The organism is Pontibacter aquaedesilientis (assembly GCF_014773225.1).
Taxonomy (GTDB): Bacteria; Bacteroidota; Bacteroidia; order Cytophagales; family Hymenobacteraceae; genus Pontibacter; species Pontibacter aquaedesilientis.
This window is the reverse complement of the sequence record NZ_JACXAJ010000011.1, coordinates 31,980-50,468: the sequence shown is the minus strand read 5'-3', so window position 1 is coordinate 50,468 and position 18,489 is coordinate 31,980. Positions and strand designations below refer to the sequence as shown.

15 protein-coding genes are annotated in these 18,489 nt (G+C 42.8%); 2 read left to right on the top strand and 13 right to left on the bottom strand.

What is annotated here, in order from left to right; translation table 11 throughout:
• Window positions 1-67 precede the first annotated feature (67 nt).
• The 9 genes from H9Q13_RS16700 to H9Q13_RS16660 all read right to left on the bottom strand — a co-directional run bounded on the left by H9Q13_RS16700 (window position 68) and on the right by H9Q13_RS16660 (window position 10,481).
• Window positions 68-1,399, bottom strand: coding sequence for a DUF3987 domain-containing protein (locus H9Q13_RS16700; protein ID WP_191184955.1), 1,332 nt, complete (start codon window positions 1,397-1,399; stop codon window positions 68-70).
• The gene (locus H9Q13_RS16695; protein ID WP_191184954.1) at window positions 1,392-1,703 is read right to left on the bottom strand and encodes a helix-turn-helix domain-containing protein; all 312 of its coding nucleotides are present in this window, start codon (window positions 1,701-1,703) and stop codon (window positions 1,392-1,394) included. The genes H9Q13_RS16700 and H9Q13_RS16695 overlap by 8 nt, the downstream gene beginning before the upstream one ends.
• Before the next feature lie 285 nt (window positions 1,704-1,988).
• Window positions 1,989-3,287, bottom strand: coding sequence for a site-specific integrase (locus tag H9Q13_RS16690; protein WP_191184953.1), 1,299 nt, complete (start codon window positions 3,285-3,287; stop codon window positions 1,989-1,991).
• A 436-nt stretch (window positions 3,288-3,723) separates the two neighbouring features.
• Window positions 3,724-6,111 (bottom strand): UvrD-helicase domain-containing protein, encoded by a 2,388-nt coding sequence (locus H9Q13_RS16685; protein WP_191184952.1) that lies wholly within the window; start codon window positions 6,109-6,111, stop codon window positions 3,724-3,726.
• A 462-nt stretch (window positions 6,112-6,573) separates the two neighbouring features.
• Entirely contained in the window at window positions 6,574-6,780 is a 207-nt protein-coding gene (locus H9Q13_RS18275; protein ID WP_191184951.1) for a 5-methylcytosine restriction system specificity protein McrC, read from the bottom strand.
• A 3-nt stretch (window positions 6,781-6,783) separates the two neighbouring features.
• Window positions 6,784-7,638 carry a hypothetical protein gene (locus H9Q13_RS16675; protein WP_191184950.1) on the bottom strand — a complete coding sequence of 285 codons (855 nt, stop codon included), beginning with the start codon at window positions 7,636-7,638 and terminating at the stop codon, window positions 6,784-6,786.
• Complete coding sequence (locus H9Q13_RS16670) at window positions 7,625-9,601, bottom strand: AbiJ-related protein (RefSeq protein WP_191184949.1); 1,977 nt, start codon at window positions 9,599-9,601, stop codon at window positions 7,625-7,627. The genes H9Q13_RS16675 and H9Q13_RS16670 overlap by 14 nt, the downstream gene beginning before the upstream one ends.
• A 19-nt stretch (window positions 9,602-9,620) precedes the next feature.
• Window positions 9,621-9,833: a restriction endonuclease subunit S gene (locus tag H9Q13_RS16665; protein WP_191184948.1), complete on the bottom strand. Its 213-nt coding sequence runs from the start codon at window positions 9,831-9,833 to the stop codon at window positions 9,621-9,623.
• A gap of 108 nt (window positions 9,834-9,941) precedes the next feature.
• On the bottom strand, window positions 9,942-10,481 hold the full coding sequence (locus H9Q13_RS16660; RefSeq protein WP_191184947.1) for a restriction endonuclease subunit S domain-containing protein: 540 nt from the start codon (window positions 10,479-10,481) through the stop codon (window positions 9,942-9,944).
• A 189-nt stretch (window positions 10,482-10,670) separates the two neighbouring features.
• Here H9Q13_RS16660 and H9Q13_RS16655 point away from each other — a divergent pair.
• Window positions 10,671-11,755 (top strand): IS3 family transposase gene (locus H9Q13_RS16655; RefSeq protein WP_224744358.1). Its coding sequence is split into 2 segments (ribosomal slippage): window positions 10,671-10,932 and window positions 10,932-11,755, totalling 1,086 coding nucleotides; the frame shifts between segments, so codons are not numbered across the junction.
• Between the two features lie 37 nt (window positions 11,756-11,792).
• Here the strand turns inward: H9Q13_RS16655 and H9Q13_RS16650 are convergent.
• From H9Q13_RS16650 to hsdR, 4 genes are read right to left on the bottom strand one after another with little or no spacing between them, the layout of a single operon-like run.
• Window positions 11,793-12,503, bottom strand: coding sequence for a restriction endonuclease subunit S (locus H9Q13_RS16650; RefSeq protein WP_191184946.1), 711 nt, complete (start codon window positions 12,501-12,503; stop codon window positions 11,793-11,795).
• Between the two features lie 7 nt (window positions 12,504-12,510).
• Entirely contained in the window at window positions 12,511-13,950 is a 1,440-nt protein-coding gene (locus H9Q13_RS16645; protein ID WP_191184945.1) for a type I restriction-modification system subunit M, read from the bottom strand.
• A complete protein-coding gene (locus tag H9Q13_RS16640; protein WP_191184944.1) occupies window positions 13,951-15,186 on the bottom strand; it encodes a PDDEXK-like family protein in 1,236 nt (411 codons plus the stop codon).
• A gap of 2 nt (window positions 15,187-15,188) precedes the next feature.
• Window positions 15,189-17,552, bottom strand: a complete 2,364-nt coding sequence (hsdR, locus tag H9Q13_RS16635; protein WP_191184943.1) for an EcoAI/FtnUII family type I restriction enzme subunit R — start codon at window positions 17,550-17,552, stop codon at window positions 15,189-15,191.
• 549 nt (window positions 17,553-18,101) lie between these two features.
• On the opposite strand from hsdR, the gene H9Q13_RS16630 reads away from it, so the two are divergent.
• Window positions 18,102-18,407 carry a hypothetical protein gene (locus tag H9Q13_RS16630; RefSeq protein WP_191184942.1) on the top strand — a complete coding sequence of 102 codons (306 nt, stop codon included), beginning with the start codon at window positions 18,102-18,104 and terminating at the stop codon, window positions 18,405-18,407.
• Window positions 18,408-18,489 lie beyond the last annotated feature (82 nt).

Sequence of the window (18,489 nt, the reverse complement as noted above, 5' to 3'; positions counted from 1 at the left end):
ATCCCATGTGCTGGAGTGACATTCTGTACTTTTACACGTTTTATAACATTTGCAAGTAGTATAAACTTTAATTCCTTGTTACTACTTTCCTTTTAGCTCCCGGTTCCGTTTTGAAGTCGTCCGACACAGTCTTTCTGTAATGACCTTGCTTCAGCCATTCAGTCAATCCCTCATTTTCAAGGCGTTTCAGGTAGTTAGCAGTACTGCTTCCATGGAAACCCATATCCTCCACTATGGATAAAGCCTGTCCTCTCGTGAATTTATCTGGTAATTTTGCCAGAAGCTTATAGACTGGGTGATTCCTCTCAGTGGCCTTGGTGTCCGGAAATTGATTATAGAGGTAATAAGCATGCTCATGCAACACCTTAGCCATATCCATAGCTATATAAAAGTCATCGTCATGGCAGGTGAATTCCTGTCTTAGTGTTTTAGGGTCTCCCTCGTCAAATCTCCGAATTGTAGAAAGTGTCATTGCTATACGGAATGCTATGAGGCCTACTCGTCTGGGGATACCAAGACTATCATTTCCAAAAAGCAATGCTGTTTGATCATGCCATGCAGAGAATATATCATTAAAAATGACCCACTGCTCCTTGGTCAAGGTAAAATGTGAAGGATTTACCTCTGTGGCCACAGCAAGCTCTGCAATGAACTTTCCTAGATTAGTATAATAATCCGTAAGATTAGGTATCCCATCGATAGGTGTAACATCCCGCCAATTTGGTGTTGCGACAAAATTGTAAAAGGCAAACCTGCTAAATAATCCATCCTCAGGGGAAGGGAAGAGCAACCGAAATGCTCCAGGTGTACCAGAGAGCACGACAGACATCTTGGGGCTTGGAATGTTGTAGTATTCATCCTTGCGTGTAGAGCTGATTGTCTCATGATGAAAAGCCTTGCATAGGTTATCACTAAAGTTTCCCCAATCTTGCTTAAAACTGTTTGCTAAGGCTTTTGCCTCAGTCTCAAAAATTATACCTCTGCCATCTGAGATAGTTAAGTGTTCCCTTATCCCTGCAGTGCTCGCATCAGCAGATGCAAAGAGTCGAGATGGGGTTTTAGGGTCTGTGCTAGTCTTTGCCAAGTGATCATCATAAGTATTTCCTAATAACCTAATTTCATCCAAAGGGCCTTTCCCGCTACCAAATGGGGCAAGAATCATCGAAAAGAAGTTAGCATGGCAAATCCTTTGGTCATACACCCCACGCACTCCTGGCATACAACCGCTTAATAAAGCGAGCGTGCTCAGGAAGCAAGCATCCCGTTGATGGCCAGGAGGAATTCGTTCTATTACTTTTTTAAGGAATGGAGTGATAAAGTTATAAATCTCTTCTGGAAACATGGGAAGATTCTCTACCTGTTGATGTAATTGAGGCAGGAGCATGGCGTTCTTATCCATTCTTCTGGTCTCCTTTCCCTACTATGCTTCTCATAGCCTCTTGTGTTATCTCATTTTTAGTTCTTTGCGGATTGCTTTGCATCCAAGCATCCAAAACCTCTCTTTTAAAAAATAATAACTTACCATTTGGGCGAGAGTGAGCAATTGCCTTCGCGCTAGTTAACTTGTAAAGGAAGCTATCGCTCACTCCCATGTATCTGCTGGCCTCTTTTAGGTTCAGTACTGGTTTTAAATAAATTTTTTGACATAATAGTGCCTGCTCTATTGTTTGGAGCCTTTCAAGCACTTCGTGATAATTCTGCATTCTGCTAGAATTAAAGAATAAAAAATGCACTCTGCTTATTGAATGATACTTATTGAGGGGCGGTAGAATCCGATCGCATTGGATTATTGTACCTATACATAGTAGCATGTATCAATGCTCTTACTACTAAACAGGGCACTATACCCAAACGTTCTTGTATTTTTTTGGAAAGGATGTAAGCGGAATTGCTAAGCCAAGATTATGAATTTTAAATAATTGATTATCAATTAATAAACGTGATAGGTTGGGCTGCCAGAAAATATAAAAAATTTATTTTAGAGTAGTTTACTCATCTAGAAAGTCTGTTAACTTATCAATGATTTCATGCCTAGTACTGTCATCAAAAGAATCTAAGTAATGCTGGGTTGTCTTCTCGCTGCTATGACCTAGGGATTCAGAAATAAAAGCTATAGGTGTGTCGGAGTTCTTTAGTATAGTTGAGAATGAATGCCGTGCGGTATAAGTCGTCAGATGCTTCTCAATCCCTACAGCCTCGGCAATCCGATGTAAATATGAATTGATGGTTTTGGTGGCTTGCCTAACCTTGGCCAATTCCTCTTTAGGTGTGAGGTCACTACAAAGTATCGGGAATACATAGGTTTCAGGAGATACTGGCTCATTTCCCCATTTTTCAATGATTTGCTGTACCCGTGGTTTCAAAGCGGCAACGACTGTTTTGAGTTTTTGGCGAGTGGTGCGTTCCGTCTTGGAGCGGACAAAGCTGATGGAGCTTTCCCCGATTTGCTTATACTTTAAACGGGCTATATCTTTTACATTTATTCCGTTGCATAGGTAAGAGAATACCCATAAATCTCTAGCGCGAGCCTCACTGTCTGAGGAAGGCTCGTATTTGATGATTTTTGTTATATCAGCCTTTGTGAGGGCTCTCTTTATGTTCTCTCCAGAGGGGATTAGATATTTTCTTCTTCCGAAAGGATATAGATCGGGGTTGACATCCCCTGAAGCAATGGCATCATTGAAAAGGGCTTTTAGGGTTCTTAGGTACATGCCGATGGTCGTTGAAGAACGGCCACCCTCTTTCATCCATTGATCATAATCACGCAGGAATTGCGGAGTGATGTCGGTAAATGGGAGAGGGGTATAGCGCTTCATGGCTTCCTTTCTGGCTTCAACCTCCTTTGTAGAAACCCCTTTTCTCTCTGTAAAAGCTTTTCTGTGGCTAAAGCACCAGAGTGAATTGCGTGCGCTTTGATAGCTGTCTGCTGTGCCAGCCCTGCCCTCCTCGTTAAGTCTAGCTATGGTGAGGTCATAGGCAGAAAATACTTCATTACTCACAGAGTTATTGAGCAGGCGCTTTTCAAATTCACTAAAAGAAAAGCTGGAGAGTTTGTCGATGATCTGATTTGCCTTATACTCTATCGCCTGCAGCGCCAGTTTACAGTCTTTTAGTTCCTTTCCTGGCTTTGAAGAGAGAGCTTTGTCAAAGACTTCTTGAGTAAAGCTATAAGGTGTAGGATAGTATTTCCTTTTGCCTTTATAAGTTATCCGAAGTTTAACGGGATAAGTCCCATCTTTTAAAGATCGGCGGTTATCAAAAAAAATGGAGGTGGTGACGCCTTTCATACAGAATCATCTTAAATGTGATTTGCACATGATTTGCACATATTTCATGTTAACAAAGGCAAATATAAGATAATTAAAGATATTTAGCAGTGTCTAAATAGTTGATTTTGAGATAATTTGAGAATATATGATAACAAGTGATAAATGGGGGTTGTGACTCATAATCAGTAGGTGCCTGGTTCGATTCCAGGTGGGCCCACTGAAAATCAAGCACTTACGAGGTAAAACTTGTAAGTGCTTTTTTCATTTGCATACAATTTGTATACATTTTCTGAAGGCATGATCTAGCTGTATGATGGTGTTCACAACTTCGACCTAAATAGCTGTTATCACAAATTTAGCTCAACGCCTTAAACCTTTTGATTTCAGCAGAAGGCTTCTTTCAAATCTTGGTGCTTTTTATAAAATTTTATTAAGTACAAAGGCTCTTGTAATTTCAAGCCTTACTTATAGTCCTGTCCCTTTCTGTCTTATTGTCCCACTCCGTTTTTGAATAGTCACAGCCGTAGAGAAAGTTTGTGCAGCCCCAGAACGTGTAGAGATTCCCGTTTTTTGCGACACCTTTCTTCTTCACAACTAAGTCAGCGGTTTTGCAGTCCGGACACTTTTTTACCTTCTTATCCTTTTTACCTGCTTCCAGTTCGGTGATAAACTTAGACTTGTATGTCTCGTCTGCCACAAAATAAACCCGCTCCCTGGCTCTGGTCATGGCCACGTAAAACAGGCGTCTCTCTTCGCCGTTCTCGTATTGGTCAGCATCACTCAGCAATAGGTTAAGCACCTGATCGTCCGACATCTCAGAAGGGAAACCATGTCTGCCTGAATTGCAATTAATAATAATCACAATATCCGCTTCAAGTCCCTTTGATTTGTGCACCGTCAGGAACTCAGCCTTAACCTTCGGCCTGCCAATGGGACTGTAATCTACGATGTCCGCCTCACGCCTAAATTCGTGACCTGCTTCAACCTCCGTGACTGATATGTTTCGCTTAATGTTAAAGGCACTGTTCTTTTCCTCCAATCTCCTTAGATCAAAGCTGTACCGGCCAAGTATGAAGATGGACTTTTTGTCTAAATCAACATGTTTAGACTGCAGCTCATCGAAGATATTCTTTAACGCTATCGCATCCCCTTGGTCGCCAGAAGGCGCGTAGACAAGGTTGTAGTTGGTCATCTTATCTGGAAACGCAGGTCTGAGAGATTTGGCGGTTTGGCTGTCGTTTTTGAGTATGAATTCGCTTGACAGGTTAATAAGCGGATTGCAGAAGCGGTAGGTGGTCTCTATCTTTGATTTGATGCAATACCCGAAGTATCGCTCAAAGTCCTTGAACAGGGTAATATCACTGCCCGTGAAACGGTAAATGGATTGCCAGTCGTCGCCCACACAGAACAGCCTGCATCCAGGGTTAGTGTCCCTTAACTCCTTTATCAGTTTATAGCGGCCAATGGAGATGTCCTGAAACTCATCGATGATGATATAGTCAAACTTCTTTTGGTAAGCGCCGGCAGCAATATAGTCCGTGGCTCTATTGATCATGTCGCTGAAATCTATCACTTGCCTTTCAGCCAGGTATGCTTCATACCTTTCTAAGATGGGCTTTATAATCTGAATAAAGCGCCTGTTCCTTTCAGCCAACATTTCATCCTTCACTGATCCGTTGCGTTCGACTAAATCACTTATGGTGTAGTTGTTCGACTTCATGAGGGTGATGAATGTCTGGAACAGCGTTATGAAGCCATCCACCTCCTCGCCAGCAGTATAGTTGATGATTGCCCAGATCTCTTGAAGCGACTTTGGAGACAGCTTTATTCCGGCATCCTGCAGCTTCTCTGTGAGACTGTCAACCCAGGTGCCATCAAACATTTCGTAGCTGTAGGTCTCTATCATTCGGGTTCTGTTCTGCTTATGGACATCCCGTTGCCAGTTGATTTTGCTCCAGTACTTCTGGTTCGCCTGCTCCTGCGTTTCATCTCTTTTCGCAAAGAAGGGGGGCACGCTGTTATCCCTGGAAATTGCTTGGTGCTCTAAGTAAACCCGCTTGCCATCCTGAAGAATGGTGAAATCAGGCTTGTATTGTCGTTTGTCTGATGTGGCCGTTTCAAACTCGTAGGGGTACTCATACTCATAGTTGATCCCGTTGAAGAGCAGGAAGTTGGCGATCCGGCACTCTTCAATGCTTTTGACTATCTCCATTCGGTGGGTAGTCCTGCCGTTATTGGAGGTTGTGTGTGCTTTGTAGGTCCTGAAATTCTGGTCCTTGATGTACTGGATGTACTCGCCCTGATTCTTGAAATCAAACTGGTTTTTAACAGGCTTCAGAAAGTTGGTAAAGTAGTCTGTAACTGAAGCTAAGTACTCTTCCTGTTCAATTAGTTCAATGAATGTCTTCTTGATAAAGGGTTTAAACTGCTGCTCTTCGAAGATGGACGGGCGCTTTTCCTCAACCTGCTTGATCACGTCGATACCCAAGCTATGGAAGGTTTTCGCAATCACCCCTTCCGCTTTTAAGCGGGAGGCCAGCGTGACGGCCGACTTTCTTGTAAAAGAGATAAGCAGGATGTTCTCCGGATCTGTTTTGTAGCGCTCCACCAGGTACTTCACCTTGCCCACAATGGTCATGGTTTTACCCGAGCCTGCCCCGGCAATCACCAAGTTGGCATCCTCGTCCTCCACGATGGCGGTTCTTTGCTGCAGGTCAAGCGGCTTGCCAGCGGCTGTGTCAAAGAAGTCTTTGTAGGTGTTAAGTTCTTGTTTAACAAAGGCAGCATTATGCTTGCTCCTGTTAATTTGTGCATTTTTGTAATAGTCAAGAAACTTTTTCACCCCTACTGTGCTTTTATGCTCTAGCTTGGCTTTCTCAATTGATTTACCATTTAGAGAGTTGTATAGCTCTTGATAAATAGCTAACCATGCTTCCAGTTTGGAGTTGGTAAAATAGCCAAGCCTATGATTGATATTTTCCTCAAACACCGCAACTGCTGCTTCTATATCTAGCAGATTAATAGACAGTAGTTGCGTTAGGTGAGTCTTTGCTTTTTGATTACTATTCCACTTGAATAGGAAGTAGCCAACGGCGGCTACAATTAGTAGTATTAACGGCATGTTAGTTTCTGGATGTTTAAGGATCGGAGCCTTTAATTAAAAACGGGAGTATCAACCAATCTTTTACTTCTTTATAAATAGACTTCTGCCATAAATCAATTCTATGCAGAACAGGAAGTGAGAGTACGCTACATTCCTTGTCTGTTTCTTTTCCGTTATCTTGGTCGAGGTATTTGCCGCTTTTTAAGTTATAGTTTGTATTGGGATACACCAAGCGACTTTCTTGGCATTGTAATACTGGTGATACACATACATCTGTCGCAGGTCATCGGGGAAAGGATTATAGCCATTTAGGTTTTTCCATTTGGTGTCCAGTACCACACAATCATCTCTATCCTTATTGATGACAATATCTGTTTTGATCTTGCTGCGGCTCCCGTTTTTAAACAAAATTTAATTGCTCCACTCGAACGTATTCATGAAAGTAGCATCTCTGACTAAGGCGATTTCTAAAACAGACTTCCAATAGTTATGACCAAAAGCTACTTTATTATCTGAAGCTGTTTCAACAATGGTTTCTATTACTTCATTCTTAGGAAGTTTTTTAGCTATATTTTTAATACTATTTTCTAATTCAGTTATTACTGTATCAGCATTTTCACTAAATCTAGGGCACAGGTGTAGTTTAATATAGTGATTATGAATTAATTCGTACAACTCCTGGTCAATACCATTAGTGTTAGCTAAATAAAATTCCGTTTCTATTGATCCATTACCATTTATAATATTTACAAATAGATATTGTTCTTCTGGTAAAGAATCAAGATATAAATTTAGGAAAAGCTTCTTATTTCCATTACGCCAAGCGGTGCTCTTATACCCATTACATTTAGTACAGCTTGGGAAAAGATTTTTAGGGTTTACTACAAACTCCGCAAATTCTTCCTGAGGCACGAAATGATCAAATGAGTTTACCTCACCTATTGTACAATTTTGACAGGTGCTTAACTTCTTGTTTGATTCTGTAGTTGTTAATTTTATTTTGAGACTCTGAAATTTTTTTGCTTTGTAGGAATAAAGTCTATGAAGATCCTCTTTATCACTCCCAGCGAAACCATGCTTGGATAGTAACTGCAGTGAATTGCGGCCAAAATTTCTGTCATAATTAGAATATAGTAGCTTTATTGTCTCATTGTGGGAGGATACTCGCTGCTTATAATGTGGATCATCTTTTGAATTCCTTTTGCTCTTGATGACATCTTCATAAAAATCAAAAGCGTCTTCATCGTAGAAATTAAGCGTTCTCATTTCTTACTTTTATTTGGCTTTTGATATACAATCGTGCATTAAGACTTAAAGGAGTATCATTAGATGACAGAGTTGAGACAATACTATCATAAGATGCACCGTCATTAACAAGATTCTGAATTATCATCTTATATTGTTTGTCAACATCTTTATTTCCAAAGACCTCATCAGTAAGGGTCGTTAAGTTCTCACCAAATGATTCAATTCCTATAAGCCGTATAGATGGAATGTCGCCGTGCCTTTCAATGACATACACATTTCTAGAGAATAATTCTCTAATTACAAGCGGTGAATGTGTGGCTATGATACAATAAGACTCAAATTCATTTACAAGCTCATAAATAGTGTTCATTAGCTGTGTAATTGCATTTGGATGTAAATGAGTTTCTGGTTCATCATAGATTAATAGAGAGTCATATCGAATGTGCGCGACAATTTCAGATATAATATATAGTAAAATGCTCTGACCTGAACTTAGTATGTTTTTGATAATGTTAAAACCACTTATCTTAACTTCATATTTGTTTGTTCGAAATTCAATTTCATCTCGCTCCACTATAAATTGATTCACCAACTCTTCATCAATAAAATTTAGGAGAATTTTTCTCCATTTATTGATGCGCTTTAATTCTTCAATTCTCTTCCAAGTTTTATGAAAGCGCTCTACCAGAATCTCCTCAGAAACAAATTCTCCTTTCTCGTTGCGTAAACCACAATAAATATAGTTGAAAGATGCTGTTGTTTGAGGTATTTCAAATCTATCGAAGATGCTATAAGATATGGCTATTACTTTACTAAAAAGAGGTGCTTTTGGGGAAAAGAAACCATCCTCTCTTTTTGCTATCTTGTTTGGCAAAGAAGTAACTAATTGAGTTTTCCCAGTACCATTTTTACCAATCAGGCCATAAATTCTGCTAGGTGTCGAAGAGTCTGCATTGAATCCAAAATTGACATCAACAGGTGTATCTGAAAATGCTGGTTTAAAAGTATAAGTAAAATTGTATAACTCGGATGAATTATCTCCATTAGTTATAATATGTTTTGCTTCTCTTAATAACCTCTCAGCCTTATCATCTCTAACAAGTGAGTTTACAAAATTTCCTTGTTCTTCGAACGCTTCTTGAATTTGAGGGAAGAAAGCTGCATCTCTTAATGCGTAAAGAACACTCTCAAAGTCTCTCTCTACAGAATTTTGAAGGTTGTGATAATAGCTAACTTCTTGACCAAGTGAGCAAAAGTCTCGTGTTAGTCTATTAAACTCATCAGGAATAAACTCGGGGGTATTCAACTCTTCTTTAAAGATTATTTTAGTATCCCCGATGTACTCACATGTATCACCATCATTATAGTAAAATAATGAAAATTCTGACCATACACTAAAATCATTCCATCCATCATTAAAGACAAGTACAAAAGCAGGAGTAGTAGGGGGATTAGAATGGGAGCTTTTGTACTTTGACCTACTCTTAGGTGTTTTGACTACATAAAATGGATAGTCATTTAATTTTATATGAGCAGGTAAGTCATCAACATCTTCCTTTGTTTGTAGGGAGTAAATTGGTAGGTTGTCTTCGTTGTAAGCTGTTATAGCTAATTGTAGTTTGCCTTTTCCCAAATACTTATTTATGCTTGCTACAAAAGTGAAAATTTCATCTTCACTTTTTTTGTACCTAGGATTTACAATTGTCTCTATAAACTTCTTGAAGCTTTCATCATCCTCCAATAAATTTAGCCGATCAATAAAAAGATATTCTAAACTCCAATCATCATTATTAATCGTATGATGATAAATATCTCTATATGCATCTTGGAACCTTTCATCAGTAGAAGGCATCGCCCTCAAATCCCAAATTTCATTGAGAAAAGGTATAATTCCTTCATTTTCATCAAACTCACCAAAAGCATTAGGAGCCTTCAAAAGGAAACCTAATAATTCTGATTTTACTCTTTTTGTTATTCGCATTTAGATTTTCTAGGTTTAGTTAAAAGATAACCTCCTCTTGCACCTGCAAAGCTTCCTGCATAACCGCTTTCATTAGCGCCTCTGCCTCTTCCTTTGACTGCTGAATATGCTGCTCCAGTTTACCACAAAGCTGCATCAGTTGATCCACTTTGCTGAATATAGCTTGCTGTTCAACTTCGGGAGGTAGAGGTATAAGCAAATCTTTAATCTGCTCTCTCCCTATATTTTTCATTGAGTCGCTAGTTCCTGAAGCTACTTCTTTATAATAGGCCCTTGCAACTGAACAATTGTTAAACAGGTTACAGTAAGCTTTGACTGTATTAGATTGGAAGCGAACCCTTTACGTCTTATCATTTAATAGCAGCTTCGAACGAACCGAATCTCCAACTATTACACTTCTTGCAATCAAGTCAGCAGTATTAGCACGGGACATAATAAAATCTCCAGGCATAATCTCTTTGTCTTTGAATGGAAGCACAGATGGTGGTAACTTCTTATTTTCTCTGTCTAAGAACTCTCCCCATGATACTGCACTAATTTTGATCACACCCCATTCATCAAGATTTGCCTCTTGTGGATTGCAGCTTGGGCTTTTACCAGCTTCAATATCTAACAATAAATCACCAAACCTGCTCCACACCCAACCTTCAGGCAAAGTATAAGGCACATCGACCTCTAAAATCGGATCCAGCAGTTTTTCCTTTTTAATTTTTTTGTCCTTTACCAGTTGCGCCTTTTCAGCCTGAACGCGTTTCAGGAGTTCGGAGGCTGGTTCGGTGGTGGGGTTTTGGGTGCGCCAGGTGGCGGTAAGTTTCCCTTGTACGGCCAGCTGGAGGATGGTTTCGCGGAGTTTTTTTACGTTCGCGGCTTCATCAAACATGGTGTGGAAGTGCTGCTTCAGGAAAAGCCAATTTTGCTCTAGTTCTTCGTCTGTGGCGGTTGTTAATTGTTGTAAGGCAGCGGTTCCTAATTGCTGTTTCAGTTGTATGCGTTCCGAAGTTTGTTTCTCTGTAGACTTCCCTGAAAGTTGGCCATTTAGAAGTTGACAAAATGTTTAACTTTAGATGGAATGAAAAAGACAAGATTCACAGAGACGCAGATCATCAAGGCCCTCAAGGAGCATGAGCAGGGCCGCAACGCCCAGGAACTCTGCCGGGAGCTGGGTGTCAGCACCGCAGCCTTCTACAAGTGGCGCCAGCGCTACGGAGGCCTGGAGGTAAAGGAACTCAAGCGGATGAAGGAGCTTGAGGAGGAGAACGCCCGCCTCAAGAAGATGTTCGCCGAGCTCTCGCTGGTGCACCACGCCCTCAAGGACGCGGTTGAAAAAAAGCTTTAGGGCCTGACGAGAAAAAGGCGCTGGCAGGGTTCATGGTGGAGGAGCACGGGGTAAGCGTTCGTCAGGCCTGCAAGGCCGCAGGTGTGGCCAGAAGCAGCTACGAGTACAGGCCGGTGGAGAAAGACGACAGCCTCGTGGAGGAGCAGCTGCAACTGCTGGTGGAGAAGCATCCCTCGATCGGGTTCTGGCAATGCTTCCACCGCATCAGGAGGATGGGCCACGGATGGAACCACAAACGGGTATACCGGGTCTACAGCCAGCTGAAGCTCAATATCAGGAGAAGGCACCGGAAAAGATTGCCGGCGCGCGTCAAGCAGGCCCTGTTTCAGCCCGAGAGGATCAACCAGGTTTGGTCGGTGGATTTTATGAGTGACAGCCTCTGGGATGGCCGCAAGTTCAGGCTGCTCAACATTGTCGATGACTACAACCGCGAGATTCTCACCATGGAGGCGGACCTGTCCATACCTGCCCTGCGGCTGATAAGAGTGCTCGAGTACCTGAAAGAGTTCAGGGGGCTACCCGAGATGATTCGCGTCGACAACGGGCCGGAGTTCATCTCCCACAAACTCGAGGACTGGTGCAGAGAGAACAAGGTGAGGCTGGTCTTTATTCAGCCAGGCAAGCCGACGCAAAACGCCTATATCGAGCGCTGCAACGGCAGTATCAGAAGAGAATTGCTAAACGCCTACGTGTTCAAGACCCTTGCCGAGGTGCGGCAGAAGAGCGAGGAGTGGATGCAGGACTATAACCACCACCGGCCGCATCAGGCACTGAATTTCAGAACACCGGTGGAATTATTGGAGGAAATTGTAACTTGAAAAACCAACTTTACAATGGCCTAAAATACGGGGAAGCTTACATCTCCAGCTCCTCTATTTTCTGCATTAGCACTTCCACCCGCGCCACAATGGCTTCCTGCTCGGCAAGGGGAGGGAGCGCAATCAGAATAGGATAAACTTTCTTGCCAGATATTACTGGTTGTGCAGTAGCATTTTCATCTTCTTTTAAATTAGTTGCCTTGAGAAGCCAAACTAGAAAGTCTCGGTGAATATTCTGCTTTGAGAAAGTTGTAATAAAAGCATTATCTGTTACCCAAGCCTTTGTTTGAGTTAAGTGTATGCTTCCACAATAGAAACCTACTCTACCAATTACTATAGTTTGCTCCTCTACATTGTAAGTGTTGTGATAGCCATTTATGCCATTCCCTCCATAAACAGGTATAGTGCCTTCAGCTGCCATATCCCTAGCTGTTAATCCGTTACCAGAGGAAATATGTATTATTTCACCTAGCCTGCACCATAACCAGCTTTTAGGCAGGTCATGCGATGGCTCATCAGCTGAAATTGGCTTTAAATTTTTATCCTTTAATTTCTTACCTTTTGATTGCACCAACTTCTCTGCTTCAATGCGCTTCATCAGTTCAGTGGTAGGCTCTACGTCAGGATTTTGCCTGCGCCAGTTCTCTGTCAGTTTTCCCTGCACGGCCAGCTGCAGGACGAGTCCTTTTAGCCTGGCTGCGTTTTTGGGGTGCAGCGTCAGGTTTTCGAATTGCTCCAGTAGTAACATGCGCGGCTTAGCTTAATAGGGATTCTTCTAATGCGTTTACAATGTCCTGCTGCAGCGCCTTCACGCGCTGTGCTGTTTGCTGCAGTTGGGCCAGTAGCTCGTTTGGATCACCGAGAGCCGTTTCCGGGGCATGCGGGTTCTTGATGTCGAGGTTATAGTTGCGGGCTACGATCTCCTCCACTGGCACGCGCCAAGCATACTCGTTCTCCTCGCGGTTGTTCCACCAAGTTTTTTCCAGATCAAACTCCTTTATGTTGATCGGTTTGCCCTTGTTGTAGCTTTTCTGCCCGGTAGGGTAAGGGTGCTCAAAGTACCACATCTCTTTGGTAGGCTGGCCTTTGGTGAAGAACAACAGGTTGGTTTTAATGCTGGTGTAAGGGTTAAACACACCATTGGGCAGGCGCACGATGGTATGCAGGTTGCACTTGCTCAGCAACTCTTCCTTAATGCGCGTTTTCACGCCCTCGCCAAACAGCGTACCGTCGGGTAGTACCACGGCGGCGCGTCCGTTGTCTTTGAGCAGGCGCATGATAAGGGCCATAAACAGGTCGGCTGTTTCCTTGGTCTTGAACTTAGGTGGGAAATTGGCGTCGGTGCCTTCTTCTTCGGTCCCCCCGAAAGGTGGGTTGCTCAGGATAATATCTACCTGGTCTTTCGGCCCCCAGCTGTCGTAAGAACGCACCAACAGGTTATCGTGGCGAATCACCGGCACATCCATGCCGTGCAGCATCAGGTTAGTAGTAGCCAGCATGTGCGGCAGCGGCTTTTTCTCTACCCCCTGAAAGCTCTCCTGCAGCGTCTGTATGTCACTGGGGTTGCTCAGCTGGGTGCGGACATGTTCAATGGCACAGGTCAGGAAACCACCCGTTCCGCAGGCTGGGTCAAGCACACTTTCACCCATCTGCGGAGCCGTCATGTCTACCATAAACTGCGTAACGGCACGCGGGGTATAGTACTCGCCCGAGGAGCCAGCGCTTTGCAGTTCCTTGAGCATGTTCTCGTAAATGTCGTTGAACAGATGGCGGTCCGAGGAAGAGTTAAAGTCAATCTGGTTGATTTTGTTAATCACCTGCCTGATCAGCGTGCCGCTCTTCATGTAGTTATAGGTATCCTCAAACACCTGCTTCACGATCCAGCCCTGCGGGTCGGTCTTCGGTGCTACATCCAGATTTTTCAGCGTCTCGAACAGTTCGTTGTTCACGAAGTCGAGCAGCTCGTCGCCAGTCATACCTTCCTCGTCGGCAGCCCAGTTACTCCATTGCAGCTTGGCAGGTATTGGCGATTTATAGTTGTCAATGGTCAGTTCCCACTCTTCCTCCTTGTTGCTGAAAACTTTCAAAAAAAGCATCCAAACCATCTGGGAGATACGCTGTGCATCTCCGTCTACTCCTGCATCCTGGCGCATGATGTCGCGGATGGATTTAATTATACCTGAAAGGTTACTCATTTAAAATAAATCTAAGCGTCTTTTAACCTGTACTTCTTTTTTTAGAGCTAATAGCTCTTCTTTATGCGAAAGCATAGTACTCTCTACTCTTTGAATAAGAGGTAATATTTTTTTCCAAAACCCCTCAAGCCTTGTTTTAAGTTTTTCAGGATCTTCTAAGGCGAGCTTTTTCAATTCCAGAGAAGTTTCCTCGGATATGAAAACCTGCCAGATTTCTGTTGTTTTTCTCGCTCCTTCTAGACCTTTCAGTATCTCAGCCAGTCTGTTTTTGTAAATCGGGTTTGATGGGGCAGGGGCTCCTGTGGCTTTGAACATGAGTTTCTTCTTGTTTCGGAAATCCAGCTCAAACATGAATGCCTCTTTCTCGGTCCAGCCGTTTGATTCTGAATATGCTGGGACAATCGCTTTTAGCTCTTTACTGATAAACCTTACTATACCTTTTCCTTTAGACCCTATTAGATAGCCATTTTCCAAAAGAAACTGCTCAATCATTTTAGAAAAATCATCCATGTAATCCGGCTTATTCTCAAATATAAAATCAAGCAACTTCTGGTGATTTCTGTATATCTCTTTAGCCAAGTCATTAGTAGTATCGGTAGCCATTAAGTTTCGTTTGAGCGATTTTATATAATCTCTTATGTAAATGATGGATTGAGCAGGAATAAGTTCTTTGTAGACTTCCAAAATTCTGTCAAGAATGTCAATGATGATTTGATAGGAAAAAAATGCATATGATTCCTGCTCCTGAGAGCTGGCATCACCATAGGGAGTTAAGTATATGAATACATTCTTAAACTCTGGTTCTGGAAACTCTTCTCTAACGATCTCTTTATACCTGGCAAGTTGGTTTGAGTGATCCTTTGAATGAACCTTGTTCTCAATACAGATGACAATTTCAGGAAACTTCAAAAGCAGGTCAATGCTCTTCCATTCTCTAAGTATTTCTACTTTCTGAAAATTAAGTGACTCTGCATGGAGTGCACTTATACCGTTGACCTTTTCATCAGAAAAAATCTCTCTCAAAAAGCGCTTTAGAAACAGATCGTTTAAACCATGGCTTTCTCTTGGGTTCAATAACCAGCCCAGAAAGTTTGAATGTCTTATTTCCATATGCTCAATGGAGAGGATAGAAAATATATTAGGCTCGTTCAGCGCTAATTCTAATCTGTCAAAGTTTGTGTCACGAACTAATTTGAGATAAGCCTGTTGCAGCTCTTGCTCAATTATTTCTTCCATTTCTATGCTGTTTTATAAAGCTCCTGCTCAAGTTCGTTTATAGCTTTCTCAAAATCTGCCTTTTTCCCAAATCGTTTCACAATCTCGATTGGAGTACCAAATTGATTCAGCGGCTTCACTGTCAGCACAGAGTTGTTTTCAAGAGAGCTTATACCTTCATCAGCATACTTATCCAGCAAGGTTTGCAGCACCTCACGGGCACCAGCGCCATACTTCTCAAAGTAGTTTCGTTTATTCACCTGTTCCGCTCTTTCTTTGCGGGTGAGGGGAGGACGGTCGAATGCAATGTGCGCCACAAGGTCAAAAGCATCCATTTCTTTTCCAATCTCCTGCTGCAGTTCTTCGAATAGCACACCTTTTTCAGCCAATTCATTTACAATGGCTTCTTTGCGGTCGCTAGCTTTCCACTTCATCAAGAAATCATCGAGTGAGGTATACTCACTTAGAATTTTGCTGCGGGAATAGTCTTTCAACGATTCTGTGATCAGCTTGCCATCTGCACCATAGTACTGTACCCGCTCGTTGATCACCTTTACCGTTACATCGTTGATGTAATACTTCTTGGGCTTGTCAGATCCAGTACCACCTTGTTCATCGTCATCTTCCTTTTCTCCAGGTATAGGTTTGCTACCTGGCTCATCTTTTCCCTCGCCACCTTTATCAGTAGGAGGTACAGGCGAATCGTCTTCACCAGCTTCGTAAATCATCACTGGATCACCATCAAAATTAGGATCAGCAAATAGCTTGGTCACTTGCCTGAAGTCCAGAATCGTAAAATATACCTTGCCGTCATCTTCACGCAGTCGAGTGCCCCGGCCAATGATTTGCTTAAACTCCGTCATGGACTGTATACCTGACTCCAGCACGATCAACTTCACCATTTTGGTGTCTACGCCTGTTGTTAGGAGCTTTGAAGATGTGGCAATAACAGGCTCCTTCTCTATCACTGAAGAGAAGTTATACAGCTCCTTTTTACCTATTTCATCGTCGCCTGTAATGCGCACTACATACTTCGGGTGCTTATGCAGCATGTCGCTGTTTTCGTTGACCAGAGCCTGTCTCATGCGTTCGGCATGTTCTGTATCTACACAGAACACAATGGTTTTGGCCATGCGGTCGGTCTGCCTCAAGTACTCCGTTATTTTCTTCGCAATTTTTTGGGTACGCTGGTCTATCACCAGATTGCGGTCAAAATCTCGAATGTTATACTCACGATCTTCTACTTCGTGCCCATACTTATCGCGCTTGCCTTTTTCAGGTCTATATCCTTCGTCTACGTTTAGGCTCACACGCACCACTTTGTAAGGAGCCAGGAAGCCATCGTCTATACCTTGTTTTAAAGAGTAGGTATAGATCGCCTCACCGAAATAATGGATATTGGATGTGTCCTTGGTTTCTTTTGGAGTGGCCGTCATACCCAGGTGAATGGCTGAATCGAAATAAGTCAGTACTTCCCGCCAGGCAGATTCTTCTTTGGCGCTGCCACGGTGGCACTCGTCTACCACCACCATATCAAAGAAATCGGGCGAGAACTGTCTGAAAATGTTCTTGTCTTCATCAGTCCCTGTTAAGCCCTGGTATAGCGCGAAGTAAATTTGATAAGACTTATCAATCTGCCGCTTCTCGATCTTAGTCATGATGTCTGAACCGAAAGGACGGAAGTCGCCTGTTTTGGTCTGGTCTACCAATATGTTTCGGTCAGCCAGGAATAGCACCCGCTTCACTGTCTTGGTTTTCCAGAGGCGCCAGATGATTTGAAAGGCCGTATAGGTTTTGCCTGTACCCGTAGCCATAACGAGCAACATGCGCCTTTCTCCTCTGGCTGCTGCTTCTATAGTGCGGTTAATGGCAACCTGCTGGTAATAGCGTGGAGTCTGGTCAGTTTCATCCGTATGGTTCTCCTGCTTAATGACCTCCTGTTGTTGAGGAGAGAGGCCTTTAGACAGGGCGTATCGCTGCCAAAGCTGTTCGGGTGTGGGAAATTCGGTTAGGTTGAGTTCTTTTTCTACTATACCTTCTGAGAGTGTTCTGTCAAACTCTATAAAACTATCTCCATTGGTGCTGTAAACAAAAGGAATGTCCAGAATCTCGGCATAGTCTTTTGCCTGTTGCATGCCATGGCCAACAGAGTGGTTGTTGTCCTTGGCTTCTATTACCGCGATCATAGTGGACTTGTAGAAGAGCACGTAGTCAGCGCGCTTACGCTGTCCACGCGTATACTTGCTGCCTCTTACGATTATTCTGCCATCCGTAAAAGGCCACTCCTCACGAACCTGCTTTTGAATATCCCAGCCAGCCACTGCAAGAGAGGGCGTAATGAACTTCGTGCAGATGTCGCGTTCGGAGAGGACCTTTTTATTAAGCATGTTTTCAGGTAGTATAAAGATATGTAAATATAGGTTTTTGGAGATGGAAATGCAATTGAGAAAGCTGTTTCATTACCTGAAGCATTGTATTCTTCAGAAGACAGATAATAAAAATTAGTGGCTAAAAGTATGGAATTATACTTATCAAGAGTAGGAAGATGTCAATGGGTAGTTATGAGATACATGGCTTAGGATACTGATCCAAGCCATTATCTCTCTTTAACTGCTTAACTAAGCCAATTTACCGGCTTTCCTATAAAATGATCAGCAGCCTGCATGCTACGATTTTACATCCTTCTTGTTGTTTTAAAATAGCCTGTTTCCCTGTTCTGGAACAGAAAGTTTCATGGGAGGACTCTCTACCTTAGCACTATACCAAACGGAAAGGAGGTGAATGGAAGAGAGCAAAAAAACAGGCCGGGTGCGAGAGGCAAGGAACTTTTATGTCCGGGCAGGAGGAGCCGAAAACCTGCAAATAGAGTAGGCAAGCAAAATGTGTAAAACCAAAGTTTTTCGCTTGCTTTTTGATTTACAAAAGCATTCTACATTATGAAGAAATACATCTTTAGTTTAGCCGTAATGGTGGTGGCTGTGGCAGCTGTAGCCTTTACCAACCCAGCGGAGCCAGTTCCAGCTGAGGAGACTGTTGCAACGCTGTACCGCTTCACTGGAAACGATCTGTCCCAGGCTAACAAGCCGGAGCATTGGGCAGTGGTTCAGAACCCAGAAGAAGTAGAGGGCTGTGAGGAAGGCACCCTCCCATGCTCGGTGATGATCAATACATCCATCGAAACGTGGCTGTCGGGCAAAACCCCGGAAGACGCGGCCGATGACGCCGATACCCGACGCAACTAACATTACTTTTTCATGACTGTAAAAGGCTGCCGATTCTATCGGCAGCCTTTTTGTGCTACTATTCGCGCTGTATAAAAACTGG